This window comes from Nocardiopsis dassonvillei (genome assembly GCF_964273065.1).
Lineage (GTDB): Bacteria > Actinomycetota > Actinomycetes > Streptosporangiales > Streptosporangiaceae > Nocardiopsis > Nocardiopsis dassonvillei_B.
The window spans coordinates 3700191-3717779 of record NZ_OZ186815.1; the positions used below are offsets into that span (position 1 = coordinate 3700191).

Annotated in this window: 19 protein-coding genes and 1 tRNA gene; 13 read left to right on the forward strand and 7 right to left on the reverse strand. The window is 74.0% G+C overall.

Annotated elements, in window-relative coordinates:
• Positions 1–16 precede the first annotated feature (16 nt).
• The 5 genes from ACSUPR_RS16415 to pheA all read left to right on the forward strand — a co-directional run bounded on the left by ACSUPR_RS16415 (position 17) and on the right by pheA (position 3632).
• Complete coding sequence (locus ACSUPR_RS16415; protein ID WP_436885490.1) at positions 17–655, forward strand: ATP-binding protein; 639 nt, start codon at positions 17–19, stop codon at positions 653–655.
• A gap of 162 nt (positions 656–817) precedes the next feature.
• Positions 818–1132 (forward strand): STAS domain-containing protein, encoded by a 315-nt coding sequence (locus ACSUPR_RS16420; protein ID WP_436885491.1) that lies wholly within the window; start codon positions 818–820, stop codon positions 1130–1132.
• 11 nt (positions 1133–1143) lie between these two features.
• Entirely contained in the window at positions 1144–1977 is an 834-nt protein-coding gene (locus tag ACSUPR_RS16425; RefSeq protein ID WP_436885492.1) for a glycosyltransferase, read from the forward strand.
• A gap of 48 nt (positions 1978–2025) precedes the next feature.
• Positions 2026–2646 (forward strand): DUF4446 family protein, encoded by a 621-nt coding sequence (locus ACSUPR_RS16430; RefSeq protein ID WP_436892033.1) that lies wholly within the window; start codon positions 2026–2028, stop codon positions 2644–2646.
• A 38-nt stretch (positions 2647–2684) separates the two neighbouring features.
• Positions 2685–3632, forward strand: coding sequence for a prephenate dehydratase (gene pheA / locus ACSUPR_RS16435; RefSeq protein ID WP_436885493.1), 948 nt, complete (start codon positions 2685–2687; stop codon positions 3630–3632).
• A 46-nt stretch (positions 3633–3678) separates the two neighbouring features.
• Here the strand turns inward: pheA and ACSUPR_RS16440 are convergent, their stop codons facing one another.
• Positions 3679–3837, reverse strand: a complete 159-nt coding sequence (locus ACSUPR_RS16440) for a hypothetical protein (protein WP_436885494.1) — start codon at positions 3835–3837, stop codon at positions 3679–3681.
• Between the two features lie 138 nt (positions 3838–3975).
• Here ACSUPR_RS16440 and serS point away from each other — a divergent pair, with 138 nt between their 5' ends.
• Positions 3976–5238, forward strand: coding sequence for a serine--tRNA ligase (serS, locus tag ACSUPR_RS16445; protein ID WP_436885495.1), 1263 nt, complete (start codon positions 3976–3978; stop codon positions 5236–5238).
• A 129-nt stretch (positions 5239–5367) separates the two neighbouring features.
• Here the strand turns inward: serS and ACSUPR_RS16450 are convergent, their stop codons facing one another.
• Complete coding sequence (locus ACSUPR_RS16450) at positions 5368–5907, reverse strand: bacterial proteasome activator family protein (protein WP_436885496.1); 540 nt, start codon at positions 5905–5907, stop codon at positions 5368–5370.
• 34 nt (positions 5908–5941) lie between these two features.
• Positions 5942–6916 carry an NAD(P)H-quinone oxidoreductase gene (locus ACSUPR_RS16455; RefSeq protein WP_436885497.1) on the reverse strand — a complete coding sequence of 325 codons (975 nt, stop codon included), beginning with the start codon at positions 6914–6916 and terminating at the stop codon, positions 5942–5944.
• A 173-nt stretch (positions 6917–7089) separates the two neighbouring features.
• Between ACSUPR_RS16455 and ACSUPR_RS16460 the strand changes: the two genes are divergently transcribed.
• The 3 genes from ACSUPR_RS16460 (at position 7090) to ACSUPR_RS16470 (ending at position 10628) form a co-directional block, all read left to right on the forward strand.
• Positions 7090–8682, forward strand: a complete 1593-nt coding sequence (locus ACSUPR_RS16460; protein WP_436885498.1) for a MinD/ParA family ATP-binding protein — start codon at positions 7090–7092, stop codon at positions 8680–8682.
• A 61-nt stretch (positions 8683–8743) separates the two neighbouring features.
• Positions 8744–9613, forward strand: a complete 870-nt coding sequence (locus ACSUPR_RS16465; RefSeq protein ID WP_436885499.1) for a universal stress protein — start codon at positions 8744–8746, stop codon at positions 9611–9613.
• Positions 9614–9704: 91 nt separating this feature from the next.
• On the forward strand, positions 9705–10628 hold the full coding sequence (locus ACSUPR_RS16470; RefSeq protein ID WP_436885500.1) for a universal stress protein: 924 nt from the start codon (positions 9705–9707) through the stop codon (positions 10626–10628).
• A 51-nt stretch (positions 10629–10679) separates the two neighbouring features.
• Here ACSUPR_RS16470 and ACSUPR_RS16475 read toward each other — a convergent pair whose 3' ends face one another.
• Positions 10680–11054 (reverse strand): VOC family protein, encoded by a 375-nt coding sequence (locus tag ACSUPR_RS16475; protein WP_436885501.1) that lies wholly within the window; start codon positions 11052–11054, stop codon positions 10680–10682.
• Between the two features lie 98 nt (positions 11055–11152).
• On the opposite strand from ACSUPR_RS16475, the gene ACSUPR_RS16480 reads away from it, so the two are divergent.
• Positions 11153–11842, forward strand: a complete 690-nt coding sequence (locus ACSUPR_RS16480; RefSeq protein ID WP_436885502.1) for a hypothetical protein — start codon at positions 11153–11155, stop codon at positions 11840–11842.
• A gap of 232 nt (positions 11843–12074) precedes the next feature.
• Here the strand turns inward: ACSUPR_RS16480 and ACSUPR_RS16485 are convergent.
• Positions 12075–12163 (reverse strand) — tRNA-Ser (locus ACSUPR_RS16485).
• 129 nt (positions 12164–12292) lie between these two features.
• Here ACSUPR_RS16485 and ACSUPR_RS16490 point away from each other — a divergent pair.
• Together ACSUPR_RS16490 and dnaN are read left to right on the forward strand one after the other, a co-directional pair.
• A complete protein-coding gene (locus ACSUPR_RS16490; protein WP_436892034.1) occupies positions 12293–12751 on the forward strand; it encodes a DUF4442 domain-containing protein in 459 nt (152 codons plus the stop codon).
• 149 nt (positions 12752–12900) lie between these two features.
• On the forward strand, positions 12901–14034 hold the full coding sequence (gene dnaN, locus ACSUPR_RS16495) for a DNA polymerase III subunit beta (RefSeq protein ID WP_436885503.1): 1134 nt from the start codon (positions 12901–12903) through the stop codon (positions 14032–14034).
• Positions 14035–14312: 278 nt separating this feature from the next.
• Here the strand turns inward: dnaN and ACSUPR_RS16500 are convergent, their stop codons facing one another.
• Both ACSUPR_RS16500 and ACSUPR_RS16505 read right to left on the reverse strand, forming a co-directional pair.
• Positions 14313–15119, reverse strand: a complete 807-nt coding sequence (locus ACSUPR_RS16500; RefSeq protein ID WP_436892035.1) for a DUF2786 domain-containing protein — start codon at positions 15117–15119, stop codon at positions 14313–14315.
• 88 nt (positions 15120–15207) lie between these two features.
• Entirely contained in the window at positions 15208–15606 is a 399-nt protein-coding gene (locus tag ACSUPR_RS16505) for a hypothetical protein (RefSeq protein ID WP_436885504.1), read from the reverse strand.
• Between the two features lie 335 nt (positions 15607–15941).
• Between ACSUPR_RS16505 and ACSUPR_RS16510 the strand changes: the two genes are divergently transcribed.
• On the forward strand, positions 15942–17579 hold the full coding sequence (locus ACSUPR_RS16510; protein WP_436885505.1) for a serine hydrolase domain-containing protein: 1638 nt from the start codon (positions 15942–15944) through the stop codon (positions 17577–17579).
• Positions 17580–17589: the final 10 nt, after the last annotated feature.

Sequence of the window (17589 nt, forward strand, 5' to 3'; positions counted from 1 at the left end):
CGCAGGGACGAAAGCCGTGGCAGGAGATCACACCCCGTTCGACACCGGGGGTCACCCGAGCAAGGTCGAACGGCACGTCATCCTCCCCTACGTTCCCACCAGCGTGATGGACGCGCGCCGCCGCCTGGGCGACGACCTGCGCGCCATGGGCATCCCCCAGGAGCGCATCGACGAGGCCGCCCTCATCATCAGCGAACTGGTCAGCAACGCGCTGCGCCACGCCAGCCCCCTGCCCACCCCCGCCAACCCGGCCAACAGCGTCGGCGTCGCCTGGCGGGCCGAGGTGGAGGCCTCCCCCGGGCCCGGCGGCTGGCTCGAGATCTCCGTCCGCGACGGCGGCTCCACCACCATGCCCCGGGTGGCCGACCCCGGCACCTCCGCACTGGGCGGTCGGGGTCTGGGGATCGTCCAGCACCTGGCCGGCCGCTGGGGCACCGAGATGGACGCGACCACCACCACGGTCTGGGCCGTGCTGGACCTGCCCGACGAGGACACCGCAGCGGAGTGCGGGGCGGGCGCCGCGGCGGACCACACGGCACCGTCCGCCGCCGACCGCGCGTCGGGGCGGGCCGGGCCCCCGCGCGGGGACGGGGCCGTCGCGTCCCTGCCCTTCACCGTCCGCGGCGGGGGCCGTGCCCGCGGCGCCCTGCTCTGACCCGCTCTGACCTGCGGTGCGCCGTTCCGGAGCCCGGTCCGCGGGAGGGAACGTGACCGATGTCGCGAAACACCGTCAACGAGGTGGCCCGGTCCGGACCGGGCCGCTACAGTCACGACTGTGGAGTTGAAGATATCGAGCCGATCTCAAGATGACCTCGCGGTGGTAACCGTCGGTGGCGAGATCGACCTGTACACGGCACCCCGCCTGCGCGACGAGCTCATCACGGCCCTCGACGAGGGGGCCCGGAGGCTGGTCATCGACATGTCGTCGACCGAGTTCTGTGACTCGACCGGCATCAGTGTCCTGCTCTCGGCGATGAAGCGTTCCCGCGACAAGGGCGGAGACCTGGAACTGGTGGCCCCCAAACCGGCCGTCATGAAGGTCCTGGAGGTCACCGGCCTGCACGAGGTCTTCGTCATCCACCCCGACACCGACGCACTGCCGGTGGCCGCGGGTACCGGGACCGTCCCGTAGACCGGGCCGCGGTGACACGGGGGGAGGGCGGCGGACCCGAGAAGGCTGGGATCGCCGTCGTGATCGCTGCCAAGGACGAGGAGGCGCGGGTCGGTCGCACCGTGACCGCCGCGCGGGCGCTGCCCGGGGTGGACCTGGTCGTCGTCGTCGACGACGGGTCCGCCGACCGCACCTCGGAGGTGGCCCTGGAGGCCGGGGCCCGGGTGCTCCGGCACAGCCGCAACCGCGGCAAGGGCGCGGCGATGGAGACCGGGGCCGAGGGCGTGCGGCTCATCGAGGAGCACGAGGAGAGCGCCGACGGGATCCGCCCGCCCCGGCACCTCCTCTTCCTCGACGCGGACCTGGAGGCGAGCGCGGCCGGGGCGGCGCCCCTGGTGGACCCGGTCGCCGAGGGCAAGGCCGACATGACCATCGCGCTGTTCCCGGCCACCCGGCTGCGCCTGGGCGGCCACGGGTTCGTGGTGCGCCTGGCCCGCGGAGGCGTCCGCCGGGCGACCGGCTGGGAGCCCGAGCAGCCGCTCAACGGACAGCGCTGCATCACCCGCGCCGCGTTCGAGGCGGCGCGGCCGCTGGCACCGGGGTTCGGGGTGGAGACCGGGCTGACCATCGACGTGCTGCGGGCGGGACTGCGGGTGATCGAGGTGGAGGTGCCCCTGGAGCACCGGGCCACCGGAACCGACCTGCGCGCCCAGCTGCACCGCGCACACCAGTTCGCCGACGTGCTGCGGGCGCTGGCCGCCCGCGAGCTGCGCCCCACCGTGCGGCGGGCCCTGGACGGCGCGCGCGGCCGTGCGAGGGCACGAAAGCGCGGTTCGGGACCGTTTTCTGGCAGAAATCGCCGGTAGTAACACCACAAATTCGCTCAGTAGCGATACGCTCGCACGGTGTTCACCATGATCCTGGCCGTCACGGGCGTGCTCACGGGTCTGGGCGGACTCGCCCTGGGCGGGTACGCGCTGGCCAGAGCCCGCGCCATCGACGCCGACACCCGTGTCCTCGCCCAGCGCGCCGCCGCCTCCGCACAGGTCGGCGGTGCCGACCCGCTCGCCGTGCGCGACATGGCGGTGCTCCACTACGACGCCCTGGAGGAGATGTCCGGGGCCCGCTCCTTCTCCCTCGCCCTGCTCAACGGCGACGGGGACGGGGTGGTCGTCACGTCCATCAACGGCCGTACCGAATCGCGCACCTACGCCAAGGCCGTGGTGCGCGGCGAGGCCGCGACCCTGCTCAGCCCCGAGGAGTACCGCGTGGTGCGGGCCGCCCGGCTGGGCGAGGGCATCGGCGCGGCCGTGCCCGCCCCGCGCGTCAGCGGACCGGTGGTCGCCGAGGACGCCGAGGTCCCGGTCACCGTCGTCCCCGACCCCGAGGCCCCCGAGGCCGGGCCGGCCCCGGCGGCCGACACGGAGGAGGAGGCGGCGGTCGCCGCGGGGGTGATCGAGCCCGACACCTCCGTCCCGGCGGAGCACAGGACCGGTCTGCGCAGGGCGCCCGCCCCGCGGCGCGACCCGTCGTGATCGCCCCCGCCGCCCCGGGTGCGTATAGCCTGAACACCATGCCCAACCGCTACGCCTACCTCGGCCCCGAGGGCACCTTCACCGAGGCCGCGCTGCGGGCCCTGCGCCCCGACGCGGCCGACACCGCGCGCGTCCCCTGCGACGGGGTCGCCGCGGTCTTCGACGCCGTCCGCACCGGCGCGGCCGAGGGCGGCGTCGTGCCCCTGGAGAACTCGGTCGAGGGCGGGGTCACCTCCACCATCGCCGAGCTCATCGGCGGCGAACCGCTGGTCATCACCGGTGAGACCGCGGTCCCGGTGGAGTTCGCCCTGGTCGCCCGGCCCGGCGTCACCCTGCACGACGTCAAGACGGTGGCCACGCACCCGCACGCCCTGGCCCAGTGCCGGGGCTGGCTGGCCCGGCACCTGCCCGACGCCGAGACGCACACCGTCTCCTCCACGGCCGCCGCCGCCCGCGCCGTCTCCGAACCCGGGGCGCCCTACGACGCCGCGATCTGCGCCGTCATCGCCGGGGAGCGCTACGGGCTGCACGCCCTGGCGACCGGGGTGGGCGACCGCGCCGACGCGGCCACCCGGTTCATCTACCTGTCCCGGCCCGGGCGCCCGCCCGCGCCGACCGGTGCCGACCTGACGTCGGTGGTCGCGTTCATCGCCGACGACCACCCGGGAGCGCTCATCGAGGTCCTCACCCAGTTCGCGGTGCGCGGGGTCAACCTCACCAGGCTGGAGTCGCGGCCCACCGGCGACGGACTGGGCAGCTATTGCTTCTGCATCGACGCCGAGGGGCACGTCGCCGACGCCCGCGTCGGCGAGGCCCTCATGGGACTGCGCCGGGTCTGCCGCGACGTGCGCTTCCTGGGCAGCTACCCGCGCAGCGGGCGGGCCACCGAGCTCGACCCGCCGCTGCGCCCCCGCCCCGCCACCGAGGCCGACTACGCCGAGTCGGAACGGTGGCTGGCCCGGATCCGCTCCGGCGGGGTCGACTGACCCCGCGCACGGTCCCGCGCTCCCGGACCGGGCCCGCGGGCCGGGCTCAGGAGTCCGGGAGGCCGTCGTCGTCCTGCGCGTCGAACACCCACTCCTCGGCCGCGGCCCGGCGCAACTCCAGGTAGAGCGCCAGCCGCAGCGCGGTGTCGCGGGGCCGCTCGGTTTCGAGGGCCTCCAGCGCCGCACTCAGCTCCTCTGTGCTCATCTCGCGCAACGGTTTCACTGCCGTCCCCTTCCCGGAACCCGGTGATCTCTCTTCGTGATGACGTGGTGACACCGCGTTCATGACGCGAACCGGGAAAAGATGTCTGCGGGGCCGGGGCCGGGCGGTAACCTGCAAGACGTGATCGACCTTCGCGCTCTCCGAGAAGACCCCGACCGACTCCGCGCCTCGCAGCGGGCCCGCGGGGAGGACCCCTCCGTCGCCGACCGCCTGCTCGCGCTGGACTCCGAGCGCCGCTCCGCGCTCACCCGCTTCGAGACCCTGCGGGCCGAGCAGAAGAGCGTGGGCAAGTCGGTCTCCAAGGCCTCCCCGGAGGAGCGCGAGGCGCTCCTCGCCCGGGCCAAGGGGCTGGCCGCCGAGGTCAAGGCCGCCGAGGCCGAGGCCGACCGCCTCGCCGCCGAGCTGGACCGGGCCGTGGCCTCCGTGCCCAACCTCGTCGAGGAGGGCGCCCCCGAGGGCGGCGTCGACGACTTCAAGGTCCTCGACACCGTCGGCACCCCGCGCACGTTCGACTTCACCCCGCGCGACCACCTGGAACTGGGCGAGAAGCTCGGCGCCATCGACATGGAGCGCGGCGCCAAGGTGTCCGGTGCGCGCTTCTACTTCCTCACCGGCGTCGGAGCCCAGCTGGAGCTGGCCCTGCTGAACATGGCCATGAACCAGGCCGTCGCCGCCGGGTTCACCCCGATGATCCCGCCCGTCCTCGTCAAGCCCGAGACCATGGAGGGCACCGGCTTCCTGGGCGCCCACGCCGACGAGGTGTACCGGCTGCCCGCCGACGACCTCTACCTGGTGGGCACCTCCGAGGTGCCGCTGGCGGGCTACCACGCGGGGGAGATCCTGCCCGCCGACGTCCTGCCCAACCGGTACATCGGCTGGTCCCCGTGCTTCCGCCGGGAGGCAGGCTCCTACGGCAAGGACACCCGCGGCATCATCCGGGTGCACCAGTTCAACAAGGTGGAGATGTTCGTCTACACCCACCCCGACAACGCGCACGAGGAGCACCGGCGGCTGCTCGCCTGGGAGCGGGAGATGCTCGACAAGCTCGAGCTGCCCTACCGCGTCGTCGACATCGCCGCCGGCGACCTTGGCACCAGCGCCGCCCGCAAGTACGACTGCGAGGCGTGGGTCCCCACCCAGGAGACCTACCGCGAGCTGACCTCCACCTCGAACTGCACCGAGTTCCAGGCACGCCGCCTCAACGTGCGGTTCCGGGGCGAGGACGGCAGGACCCGCTTCGCCGCCACGCTCAACGGGACGCTCGCCACCACCCGGTGGATCGTCGCCATCCTGGAGAACCACCAGCAGGAGGACGGCTCGGTCGTGGTCCCCGAGGCGCTGCGCCCCTACCTGGGCCGCGACGTCCTGGAGCCGGTCAGGTAGGACGCCCCGGTGCGCCCCGGCCTGCCGGGGCGCACCGGAAGACCACGAGGAGCCCGTCCCCGAGGATGAGGGGACGGGCTCCCGTGTGTGCGGTGCGCCCCGGCACGGGGCGTCCGCGCCCCGGCTCCCCTACAGGTAGGGGCCCGAGACGTTGTCCTCGCGGCCCGGGGCCCGGCCCGGCTGCGCCTGCGCCTGGAGGCCCGCGACACCTGGAGGAAGGGCCTTGCGCATGTTCTCCAGCTGCGCGCGGGCCGCCATCTGCTGGGCGAACAGCGTGGTCTGGATCCCGTGGAACAGGCCCTCCAGCCAGCCCACCAGCTGGGCCTGCGCGATGCGCAGCTCCGCCTCGCTGGGAGCGGAACCGTCCGCGAACGGCAGGGTGAGGCGGTCCAGCTCGTCGATCAGCTCCGGCGCCAGGCCGTCCTCCAGCTCCTTGATGGAGGAGGTGTGGATCTCCTTGAGACGGGTGCGGCTGGCCTCGTCGAGAGGCGCGGCCTTCACCTCCTCCAGCAGCTGGCGGATCATGCTGCCGATCCGCATCACCTTGGCGGGCTGCTCCACCATGTCCGCGAGCGTGCGGGGCTCCTCGTGGCCGTCGTCCTCCCCGCGCTGGTCCACTCCCACGACCAGGACCTGGGGCTGCTCGTTCGCATCGTCCGTATTGCTCATATGTCCCCTTACCGAATGTCGTCGACCGCGCCCGTCAGCGGGTGAGCAGGATCTTGCCGGTGTGCGCGCTCGATTCCATGACGTCGTGCGCCTCCGCCGCGTTCCGCATCGGCAGGACGCGGTCCACGACGGGGCGGATGGCTCCTTGTTCTACCAACGGCCATACCTGCTCCAGTACTCCCGCGACGATGGCCGACTTCTCCTCCAGGGGGCGCGAGCGCAGGGTCGTGGCGTGCACGGAGAGGCGCTTGGCGAGCATACGGCCCAGGTCGGCCTCGCCGGAGCGGCCGCCCATCAGCCCGATGATCACCAGGCGGCCGCCGGTGGACAGCGAGCGCAGGTTGTCCGCCAGGTAGGAGCCGCCGATGATGTCGAGGATGAGGTCGGCGCCCCCGGCCTCGCGCATCCGCGCGGCGAAGTCCTCGGTCCGGTAGTCGATGGTGATCTCCGCGCCCAGCTCCCGGCAGGCCGCCAGCTTCTCCTCCCCGCCGGCGGTGACCGCCACCCGGGCGCCCAGGGAGCGGGCGAACTGGATGGCGAACGTGCCGATGCCGCTGCCGCCGCCGTGCAGCAGCACGGTCTCGCCCCGCCCCAGCCCGCCGACCATGACCAGGTTCGACCACACCGTGCAGGCGGCCTCCGGCAGCGCCGCGGCCTCGACCAGGCCCACCCCGCGGGGGACCGGCAGCAGCTGGCCGACCGGCACCGCGACCCGCTCGGCGTAGCCGCCGCCGGACAGCAGGGCGCACACCTCGTCGCCCACCGCCCAGCCGGAGTCCTCGGTGCCCGGGCCCAGGGCCAGGACCGTGCCGGAGCACTCCAGCCCCGGGTACTCGGATGCGCCGGGCGGCGGCGGGTAGGAGCCCTGGCGCTGGGCGACGTCGGCGCGGTTGACCGCGGTGGCGGCCACCTCGACGATGACCTCTCCCTCGCCGGGGACGGGATCGGGGACCTGGGACCAGGCCAGGACCTCGGGTCCGCCCGGTTCGGTGATACGGATCGCATGCATGGAACCGACCGTATCCCCGCGGAGGGCGGAACTTCCAAGTGGATCGTGTTCGAGAAGGGAGAGGGGATGCTTCGCAGGGCCGCCGCGGGTAAGAGTGAACCCAGGGAGCGACCCCCGTTCCCGGCGGGGTACCCCTCCCTCCGCAGTACACCCCCTTCACGCAGGAGAACTCGGTGTCACACCAGGATCAGAACGGGACGGGCGCGGGCTTCGAGGAACAGGAGCCGGACGCGTCCCCGTGGCGGCGTGCGGAGGACGAGCCGGAGGAGTCCGGGGCCGCCGTCACCGAGATCGCCTCGCGCAGGCAGGCCGAGCCCTCGCCGCGCGAGCAGTGGTTCGGCGGCGACGTGCCGCCGCCACCGCCCTATGCCGCCCCCATCCCGCTGGAGACCCCGATGGTCCCGGCCGCACCCGCGGAGGCGGCGGACGCGGTGCCGGAGGAGGACGGGGCCGCCGAGCCGGACACGGCCGACGAGGCCGACGACGGCGAGGACGAGGTGCGGTCCGACACCGTCCGGCTGATGCCGCGGCCGCTGCGGCTGCGCGAACGCCCGCTGCGCCGGCCCGCGCGTCCGGAACCGGACGGGGAGTCCGACCCCCTGGCCCCCCGTGCCCTGCGCCGGGACGCCGACGTCCCCGAACCCGAGCAGCTGCCGCCGCTGGAGTCCGCGGCCGACCCGGAGCCGCCCGCCCCGCAGACGCCGCCCGCGGACGGGCGGGGCCCGGCGGCGACCGCCCCGCCGCTCCCGCCGTCCGGGACGCCACAGCCCGTCCCGCAGCCGTCCGGGACACCGCGGGCGCCCGCCCCTCCGGCGCCCGGGGCACCCGGCGAACGGCAGACCTCCGACTCCCTCAACGCCGCCACCCTGGTACGCAACCGCCACCAGGGCCCCAGCGGTGGCTGGCGGCGTGCCCTGCACACCGCCACCCTGGGCCTGGTCAACCCCGGCGAGTCCCCCAAGGTGCTGCGCCGCCGCGAACTCGTGGCCCGCGCCTGCACCCCCGTCGCCACAGGCCACCACCGGGTCGCCGTCCTCAGCCTCAAGGGCGGCGTCGGCAAGACCACCACCACGGTCGCCCTCGGCGCCACCCTGGCCTCCCTGCGCGGCGACCGGGTGCTGGCCGTGGACGCCAACCCCGACCGGGGCACCCTCTCCGACAAGGTGCGCCTGGAGACCGCCGCGACCATCCGGGACCTCCTCAACGAGCGCCACCTCGTGGCCCGCTACGCCGACATCCGCGGGTTCACCTCCCAGGCGCCCAGCCGCCTGGAGATCCTCGCCTCCGACCGCGACCCCGCCGTGTCCGAGGCGTTCGGCGACGAGGACTACCGGGAGGTGGCCCGGATCGTCGAGCACTTCTACTCCATCTGCATCACCGACTGCGGGACCGGTCTGCTGCACGCCGCCATGCGCGGCGTCCTGGGCCTGGCCGACCAGGTCGTCCTGGTGAGCTCGGCGTCCGTGGACGGGGCGCGCAGCGCCAGCGCCACCCTCGACTGGCTGGAGGCCCACGGACACGAGGGGCTGGTGCGCGACGCGGTGGTGGTGCTGTCCATGGTGCGCTCCGACAGCAAGAGCAGCGTCGACCTCGACCGGCTCGAGGGCCACTTCGCCGCCCGCTGCCGCGCCGTCGTCCGCGTCCCCTGGGACGGCCACCTCGAGGAGGGGGCCGAGGTCGACCTGGACCGGCTCGCCCCCGCCACCCGCGACGCCTACCTGCGGCTGGCCGCCACCGTCGGGGAGGGGTTCGCCCGCCGCAGGTGAAGATCCGGGGATTCCCGGGCTCTCTCGTGGGCAGTGGACGGAGCAACGAGAGGGGCCGAGGATGAACGCACGGGAGCGTCCGCCGGCGGTGGTCGTGGGCGTGGACGGGTCGTCCGGCGCCCGCGCCGCACTGGTGTGGGCGATCGGAGAGGCGGCCCGCCGCCGGTTCCGGCTGCGCATCGTGCACGGGCTGGGCCCGGCCACGGTGATCGGCGCCGCCACCGCCGACCGCCGGTCAGTGGACGAGGTGCGCGCCGCCGCCCACGAGCTGCTCACCGAGAACGCCGAGTACGCCCGCCGGGTCCGACCCGACCTCGAGGTGGTCACCGTCCTGGCCGTCGAGGACGCCCCCGGCGTCCTCCTGGAGGAGGCCCGCCCCGGCGACGTCATCGCGGTGGGGTCGCGGGGCCCGGGCTCGGCGCGCGCCACCATGCCCGGCTCCGTGGGGACGCGCGCCTCCTCGCACGCGCCGTGCCCGGTGGTGGTCGTCCCCGACGCCGAACCCCGCGGCCACCGCGGGCGCATCGTCGTCGGGGTGGACGGCTCGCCGTCCTCCCGGCGCGCCCTCCGCTTCGCACTCCGGGAGGCACTGGCCGCAGACGCCGCCGTGACCCTGGTCCACGCCCGCGGAGCCGGAGCGGCGGCCGCCGACGAGGCGCCCGACCGGCGGTCCGAGGAGGTCGTCGCCGGAATGCTCGCCGACGCCCTCGACGGGCGCGCCGGGGACCTCGACATCGGCTCCGTGCGCGTCGCGGCCGACCCGGTGGAGGCACTGCTCCAGGCCGGCGCGGACGCCGACATGATCGTCGTCGGCTCCCGCGGCCGCGGCGGTGTGCGCGGCCTCCTCCTGGGCTCGGTCAGCCGGGGGGTGCTGCACCGCGCCGGGATCCCGGTGGCCGTGCTGCCCCCGCGTTCCGACGGAACGGACTGAGGGCCCGGGGCCGGTGGCCTTACGGCCCCGTGCCGTTCCCGGGCCCGACTGCTGTACTCGGTGAAGATGGTTGCCTGAAAGGGGTTGTCACATGGTGAACGAGGACCGCACACCGCGCGTGGTGGTGGGCATCGACGGATCGGACAACGGACGGGCGGCCCTGGAGTGGGCGGCGGTCGAGGCGGACCGCAGAGGGGTGCCGCTGCGGATCGTCCACGCCCTGGGCATGCCGCTCGTCGTGACCGCGTACGGGGGGCCGGCCCGGTTCGAGCCGACCGAGGAGATCCAGGGGCAGGCCGCCGAGGTCCTGCGGGACGCGGCGGCGCACGTCGCCGAGGTCCGGCCCGGGGTCGAGGCCGAGACCGTCACCGCCCTGGAGGAGGCGCCGCTGGCCCTGCTGCGCCAGAGCCACCCGCACGACCTCCTGGTGGTGGGTACCCGCGGGATGGGCACCGTCAAGGCCATGTTCGTCGGCTCGGTGAGCGTCCGGCTGGCCGCGCAGGCGCCCTGCCCGGTCGCGGTCGTGCCCGCACACGACGGAAAGCCCACGGCGACCGGGCTGAAGCGGATCGTCGTCGGCGTCGACGGCTCCCCCAACAGCCGCCGGGCCCTGGGTGCGGCGGTCGACCTGGTGGCCGGGACCGGCGGGGAGCTGGTCGTGGTGCACAGCTGGGAGGTGCCCTACCCGTACGACCCGGTCGCCCTGACCGCCTCGGGGTTCCAGCCCCAGGAGGACCTGTTCGAGAAGCAGTCCGAGCAGCTGGTCGCCGAGATGCTCGCCGAGGCCATCGACGAGCAGCGGGACGACGTGGCCATCGACGTCACCGTGGTGCGCACGCAGGACGCCCCGGTGAACGCCATCCTGAAGGCAGCCGAGGGCGCCGACGCGATCGTCGTGGGCTCCCGCGGCCGCGGTACCGTCCGGGGCCTCCTCCTGGGCTCGGTCAGCCAGGGGCTGCTGCACCACTCCAAGATCCCGGTGGTCGTGCTCCCCAAGCAGGCCGACGAGGACTGACGTGCGTCCCGGCGGGCCGTGGACGGCCCGCCGGGGCCGCTCGCCCCCCGCTCACCGCGGGTCGTACTCCAGGCAGAAGGGGTGTCCGGCGGGATCCGCGTACACCCGGAACCGCTCCTGTGTCCCCTCCTCCGCCGTGCGCAGCAGCACCGCGCCCAGCTCCAGCACCCGCGCCTGCGCCGCGTCGATGTCCTCCACCCACACGTCCAGATGCGCCTGCTGCGGCCGCTCGGGGTCCGGCCACGCCGGGGCCCGGTGCCCGGCCACCTTCTGGAACGCGAGCACCGGCCACTGCTCCGGGTCGCCGATCGTCACCCAGCCATCGTCCCGCTGACCGATGGGCCTCCCCAGCAGCTCCGCGTAGAAGCCCGCCAGCGCCTCGGGGTCGGGGCAGTCGTAGACAAACGTGTGCAACCGTCCGATCATCCCCGCACCCTCCCACGCACCCGCCCCCATGTCGACACCACTCACCGCAGTTCCGGGGAATGAGTCCAGGTGCCGCGCCCCCACCCCGGACGGTCCGCATGCGCCCACGCCCGAAGCCACCCTCCCCCGACCTGTTCGTCGACCTCCTCGCCGCGGTGGCGATACCCCTGCCGGTGGCCGGCGCGTACTTCCTCCCGGCCCTGGTGGTCGGCCACGGCGAGGGCCGGCCGACGCCGGTCCGGGGGCACCTGCTGAGAATCGCGGCCTTCTTCGGCGGGTTCTCCTCCCTCATGCTCTACGTCCGCGGCGAGGCATGGGCCTTCCCGCAGCCGTTCCACGGGTCCGCCGCGAGCGTGCTCCTGGTCTCGGCGGGCGGCGAGACCGCCGACCGGATCGAGGACACCGCGCTGCACGACCGCGGGGTGCGGGTGGAGTGCACCCTGACGGACGTCGCCTCGCGCACGGTCGTGACGACCACCACCAACGCGGACGGCACGACGTCGACCCGCACCCGCACCGAGTACGACCACGCCCTCGACTGCCCGGAGGGCGGCCCGTCGGCGGTGACGCACGGCTCCCCGCTGGGTTCGGCGGGGGACGCCCTGGACATCACCTACGACCCCCGCGGCCGTCCCGGCCCGGTCCCCTCGGCATCGGTCACCCCGCCCGGCGGCGTCGGCGGCGTCCCCCGGACCCTGACGGCCGCCGTCGCGATGCGCCTGGCCTACGTGCCGGTCCATCACCACCACCGCGCCCGCCCCGGGCACCGCCGCCGCGACCACCCGTAGAGCGCCACCGCGGCGGTCACACCCGGCGCGACCGGCGGCAGACCGGTCCGGGGAAGGGGCCCTCCACCGGGACACCGCCCCGGTACCCGCACCCGCCGGCGGCCCGCGCCGACGGCCGGGGAAGGGCTCGGACGAGCGGACACGGCACCCCCGGAACGGGGACCGCCCTCCCTGCGCGACCCCGCCCCGCAACACGAAGGGCCGCCCGCTCCTCGAGCAGGCGGCCCCACCGCGGAGGGTGTGGGATTTGAACCCACGAAGCCCCGTCAAGGACTTGGTGCTTTTCAAGAGCACTGCACTCGGCCGCTATGCGAACCCTCCCCGGGACCCTAGGGTCTCCGCGAGTCATCGTAGCCGAACCGTCCCCCCGGTACGCGCCCGCCGGGGAAGTCGCCGACGGCGGGTGGCGCGCCTGGGTTACTCGCAAGTAACATGCGGGGCATGGCAAACATGAACGCCGAGACGGCGGAGATGGTCAAGTCCGGTTTCCTGGCCGCGGTGCCCTTCGCCCGCACGCTCGGCCTGTCGTTCGAGGAGCTCGACCTCGGTAGGGCCGTGATGAACCTGCCGGACAGGGCCGAGCACCACAACCACATCGGCGGCGCGCACGCCGGGGCGATGTTCACCCTGGCCGAGTCCGCCTCCGGGGCCATCATCATCGGCACCTTCGGTGACACCATGGACCGCGCCCTGCCGCTGCCGACCAAGGCCGAGATCCACTTCCTCAAGATGGCCACCGGCGACATGACCGCCGAGGCCGTGCTGGGCCGCCCGCGGGACGAGGTCATCGCCGAGCTCGACGGAGGCCGACGCCCCGAGTTCCCCATCGATGTGGAGATCCGCATGGCGGACGGCACCGTCACCGGCAGGATGACGATCATCTGGACCCTCAAGCCGAACCGCGGGTGACATCCGCCCCCACAGCCGCACACCGAACACGATCGGCCCTGGTCGCGCCCTGTTCCGAGGGCCCGCCCGGGGCTCGTCGATTTGTCGGCGCCGATGGGTAGGTTGACCCTGACCATCCCGACGAGGAGGCAGAGATCGTGAAACTGCGTGTGGACCGAGACGCTTTCGCCGAGGCCGTCGCCTGGACGGCCCGCGCCCTGCCGAGCCGCCCGGCGGTGCCGGTGCTGGCCGGGATGCGTCTGGAGGTCCCCGAGGGCGGTTCCTCCCTCCACCTGTCCGGGTTCGACTACGAGGTCTCGGCCCGGTCCTCGGTGGAGGTGCTGGCGGAGGAGACCGGCGCGGTGCTGGTCCCCGGCCGGCTGCTCGCCGAGATCGTGCGCAACCTCCCCGGCGGCTCGGTGCACATCGACACCGACGGCACGAGGGTGCGGATCAGCGGCGGGGCCGCCCGGTTCACGCTCATCACGATGCCGCTGGAGGACTACCCCACGCTGCCCGGCATGCCCGAACGCATCGGCTCGGTGCCCGCCGACGCGTTCGCGGAGGCCGTCCGCCAGGTCACCCCCGCGGCCAGCCGCGACGACACGCTGCCGATGCTGACCGGCGCATACCTGGACTTCACCGCGGACACGCTGAGCGTGGTGGCCACCGACCGCTACCGCATCGCGGTGCGCGAGCTGTGGTGGAAGCCGCAGGACCCCGCCGTCGACACGTCCGCGCTGGTGCCCGCCCGTACCCTGCACGACATGGTGCGGGGTGTCATCGGCGGCTCGAACATCGAGGTGGCCCTGTCGTCGGGTGCGGCCGGCGGCCTGGCGCCCGGGGAGGGCACGATCGGTTTCGAGAACGGTGACCGGCGCAGCACCACCCGGCTGATCGACAGCGACTTCGTCAAGTACGCCGCCTGGTTCCCCGCGGAGTTCGCCTCCCGCGCCGAGGTGGCGGTGGCCCCCCTGATGGAGGCGGTGAAGCGGGTGGCGCTGGTGGCGGACCGCCACACCCCGCTGCGGCTGGCGTTCACCGAGGGCGAGGTGTCGCTGGAGGCGGGCTCGGGCGAGGACGCCCAGGCGGTGGAGGCGATCTCCGTCGACTACCAGGGCGATCCGCTGCGGGTGGCCTTCCGTCCCGACTACCTGATGGACGGCCTGGCGGCGATGGGTACGGACACCGCCCACCTGAACTTCACGGAGCCGACGAAACCCGCCGTGTTCACCGATGTCCCGGCGAAGGAGGGCGAGTCCCCGTCCTTCCGGTATCTGGTGCAGCCGTTGCGGGTGTCCTGATCAGCGGATTCGGGCTTTATCCCCGGCTTGCCGCCGGGTTATCCACACGGTTTTCCACAGGACTGCGGCCAGCCTGTGGATAACCCGGGGTAATCAGCCCCAGGATCACCCGAATCACCCGCGGCCTGTGCTCGCATTTCCGCTTTGACGTGCGAGAACGTCGTCAGGAGCGATCCTGTGCACAGCCTGTGGAAAACTCCGCGCAACCGGACCCTTTCCGGCGTTGCGAATCACCATAAAACAGGACAATTTGCTCGGTTGGTGTGAACCGGACTCCGTCACTCGCTCGTGGGCAGAGAGGATGAAGCCCCACCCGTTACGGACGTCTCCAGGCCGAGCTGCGCCTGCCGCCCCCGCTGGTACCCCGCCCGGGCCCCGGCGGCACTGTGCGTCCGCTCGGGCCGGTGCTTGCGCAGCTGCGGGAACTGCTTCTGGAACTCCTCCTGGACCCGGTGCACGTCGGCGCGCAGCACCAGTTCCGCACCGCGCCGCGACGCCACCTCGTTCTCGGCGGCCGAACCGGTGCCGGTCGGCTGCGCCATCTCCTGGAGGCGGCGGCGGAACTCGCGGATGCGCTCGGCGACCGCCTGCCCGTAGGCCCGCACGAACGAGCGGTAGTACCGCTTGCGCTCGGTCTCCAGCTCGGAGCGCGTGTAGTTGCGCAGCTCCCGGATATCGGTCACGTGCCCCGAACTCATGAACTTCGCCGACGACTCCATCTGCATGGAGATCGAGGGCATGAGCATGCGCAGCGCGTCCAGCGCGCTCACCGTCCCCACCAGGATGAGCACCCTGTCGGTGTTCTCCGAGGAGTTGCCGCGGACCGCCGACTGGCAGCCGTAGGCGGCGGCGATGTCGGCCAGCGCCCGCACCCGCGCCTTGCCGTGGCCGCCCACCCCCGAGACGGTGTAGTCCATGCGTCCGATCGCGTCGGGCTCCTCGCCCCGCTCGGCGCGGGCCTCGGCCTCCGCGATCGCGTGGCGGGTCATCAGCTCGGCGGCCTTGGCGGTGAACGCCTGGCTCTCGGCATCAGTGACCGAGGGGTCCTCCGCCATGCGGAGGAGCCCTCGGACCCGCTCGACCATCTTCTGACGAGCAGCTTCAGTCATCGGCGCCCGGTTGCTCCCGTAGGTGTGTTCTCCCTCTTCCGCACCTGGGCGGAAAACACCGAGCCTACTTCTTGTCGCCGAGTACCATCGCGATCACTCCCACGGTCGCCCAGATCGCGAGCGCGGCGAACAGGCCGCCGAACAGGCTGAGGGAGAGGATCCCGTAGCCCACACCGCCCACCACGGCGGGCACCGCGGCGTAGCGGAAGGGGTAGTTGGCCGCGTAGCGGCGTCCGCGCCGGTCGGACTTCTTGCTGATCACTCCGCCGACACCGCCGACGAGGGAGAAGAAGATCACGGCCGCGCCCAGGCCCGACATGACCGCGGGGAGCAGCCCGCCGCCCAGGCTGAGCAGGAAGAAGAGGGCGCCGCCCGCGGCGCCGCCCAGCACGGACGTCGTCCAGGGCCAGATCATCGTCGCCGAGGCGACGGGAGTGAATGCGTTACCGCGCTCCAGCGTCATGTCCACCGCTCCAGTCGTTCGCGTGACGACCGCTCTGGGCCGGGCCGTCTCCACCAGCATGCAATGCCCCGGGCCGCGCGCACATCAGGGCACATCCCTGACTTACCCCGGAGTGTCCGGCGGCGCACCCCGCGGGGCGGCCTGTGGACGGACGGAGGAGCGCGGACCACGACCGGTCAACGAACGGCACGCGCCGGAAGTGCCCGGCGTGCGGTACGGCCGTGCGTCCCGGGGCCCGACCCGCGGGCCGCGGCTCACGACCCTGAGGAGTACCCCAGGAGGACCGGGGGGAGCACACCATGGGCCGGAACGCGCCGGGTGCCTAGCGTTTCCGTATGACCCTCCCCGCGTCCGCCAGGGGCGCCGTCCCCGCCGACCCCCGCCCCGCCCGCCACGGCGGACCCGCAGGCCCCCTCCGCGCCGTGTCGTCCGCTCTCGGGGCCTGCGCGCTGCTGCTCCTGTCCGCGGCCCCCGCCGCGGCCGACCCTCCCGACGCCCCGCCCCCCGCCGCCGGAACAGACCCGGCCGCACCGGCACCGGAGGCCGTCGACGCCCTGGTGGAGGCCTACCGGGAGGCGACCGGCCTGCCCGGGGCGGCGGTGGTCCTGACCCGCGGCACGGACGTCGTGCACGTGGGCGGCTACGGCACCACCCCGGACGGCACCCCGGTCACCGGCCGCACGCCCATGGCCCTGGCATCGGTCAGCAAGTCGTTCACCGCCCTGGCGGTCCTCCGGCTGGCCGAGGCGGGGGAACTGGACCTGGACGACCCGGTGCGCGAGCACCTGCCCGAGTTCACGATGGCCGATCCCCGCGCGGAGCGGATCACCGTGCGTCAGCTGCTCGACCAGACCTCCGGCATGTCCGACACCGAGTTCGCCTCCTACAGCCGGGGCCGGGAGACCCTCACCCTGCGCGGGTCGGTGGCCGACCTGCGCGATGTCCGCCTGGCGGCCGAGCCCGGTACCCGCTGGGAGTACCACAACCCGAACTACCAGGTCGCCGCCCGGCTGGTCGAGGTTGTCGGCGGACGGCCCTTCGCCGACCACCTGCGCGAGGAGGTGTTCGCCCCGCTCGGTATGGACGCCACCACGACGATCGACACGGACCTGGACCTGCCCGCCGACGCGCGGGGCCACATCGTCGTGCTCGGCCTGGCCCTCCCCGCGGACGAGCCGCCCGGGTTCGGGAACGGCTCCGGCGGAGTCGTCGGCAGCGCCGAGGACATGGGGGCCTGGCTCATCGCCCACAGCACCGGGGGGCGGGGGCCGGGCGGAGCGGAGACGGGCCTGCTGTCGCCCGGGGGCTTCGAGGAGCTGCACACCCCTTCGGAGGCGTCCGGCTCCTACGCGCTGGGGTGGTCGCTGGGGGAGACCGCCTCCGGCGCCCCCGTCGTGGAGCACAGCGGGCAGATCATGACCGCCACCTCCCACCAGGCCCTGCTGCCGGACAGCGGATACGGCATCGCCGTCATGGCCAACAGCGGTACCTCCGGCGCGGGGGCGAGCGGCCTGGCCGACGCGCTCATCGAACTCGTGGACTCCGGTGCGGCTCCGGAACGGCCGGGGGACGAGGGGGCGTGGGCGGCGTGGACCGACGCGGCACTGCTCTCCCCGGCCGTCGCGGCCGTGCCCCTCGGCGTCCGCGGTGTGCGCCGGGCGGGCGGCTGGGCGCTCGCCCGCTCGGGCCGGCCGCGGTGGGCGACGGCGGTGCGCCTGCTGCCGTACGCCCTGCCGCCGACCCTGTTCGTGAGCCTGCACGAGGTGCTCGGATGGCTGTTCCAGGGGCGTGACATGGCCTGGTTCCAGCCGCCCTACCTCTTCCCCGCGTTCTGGGCGGCGCTGGCCGTGTGCTCCCTGGGCTGCTGCGCGGTGCTCGCGGCCCGGGTCGGGCACCTCGCGGCGGTGGCGGGGGCGGGCCGCCCGCGGAACCCGGACCGGTCCCCGGCCGGAGCCGCGGCCCCCGACCGCTGAGGCCCGGGTC

Excerpts from the sequence above, each read along its gene's own strand:
- ACSUPR_RS16430 (WP_436892033.1), top strand. The coding sequence starts at position 2,026 with ATGATCCTGGCCGTCACGGGCGTGCTCACGGGTCTGGGCGGACTCGCC.
- pheA (WP_436885493.1), top strand. The coding sequence starts at position 2,685 with ATGCCCAACCGCTACGCCTACCTCGGCCCCGAGGGCACCTTCACCGAG.
- ACSUPR_RS16440 (WP_436885494.1), bottom strand. The coding sequence starts at position 3,837 with ATGAGCACAGAGGAGCTGAGTGCGGCGCTGGAGGCCCTCGAAACCGAG.
- ACSUPR_RS16450 (WP_436885496.1), bottom strand. The coding sequence starts at position 5,907 with ATGAGCAATACGGACGATGCGAACGAGCAGCCCCAGGTCCTGGTCGTG.
- ACSUPR_RS16455 (WP_436885497.1), bottom strand. The coding sequence starts at position 6,916 with ATGCATGCGATCCGTATCACCGAACCGGGCGGACCCGAGGTCCTGGCC.
- ACSUPR_RS16465 (WP_436885499.1), top strand. The coding sequence starts at position 8,744 with ATGAACGCACGGGAGCGTCCGCCGGCGGTGGTCGTGGGCGTGGACGGG.
- ACSUPR_RS16470 (WP_436885500.1), top strand. The coding sequence starts at position 9,705 with ATGGTGAACGAGGACCGCACACCGCGCGTGGTGGTGGGCATCGACGGA.
- ACSUPR_RS16475 (WP_436885501.1), bottom strand. The coding sequence starts at position 11,054 with ATGATCGGACGGTTGCACACGTTTGTCTACGACTGCCCCGACCCCGAG.
- ACSUPR_RS16480 (WP_436885502.1), top strand. The coding sequence starts at position 11,153 with ATGCGCCCACGCCCGAAGCCACCCTCCCCCGACCTGTTCGTCGACCTC.
- ACSUPR_RS16490 (WP_436892034.1), top strand. The coding sequence starts at position 12,293 with ATGAACGCCGAGACGGCGGAGATGGTCAAGTCCGGTTTCCTGGCCGCG.
- ACSUPR_RS16500 (WP_436892035.1), bottom strand. The coding sequence starts at position 15,119 with ATGGTCGAGCGGGTCCGAGGGCTCCTCCGCATGGCGGAGGACCCCTCG.
- ACSUPR_RS16505 (WP_436885504.1), bottom strand. The coding sequence starts at position 15,606 with ATGACGCTGGAGCGCGGTAACGCATTCACTCCCGTCGCCTCGGCGACG.
- ACSUPR_RS16510 (WP_436885505.1), top strand. The coding sequence starts at position 15,942 with ATGACCCTCCCCGCGTCCGCCAGGGGCGCCGTCCCCGCCGACCCCCGC.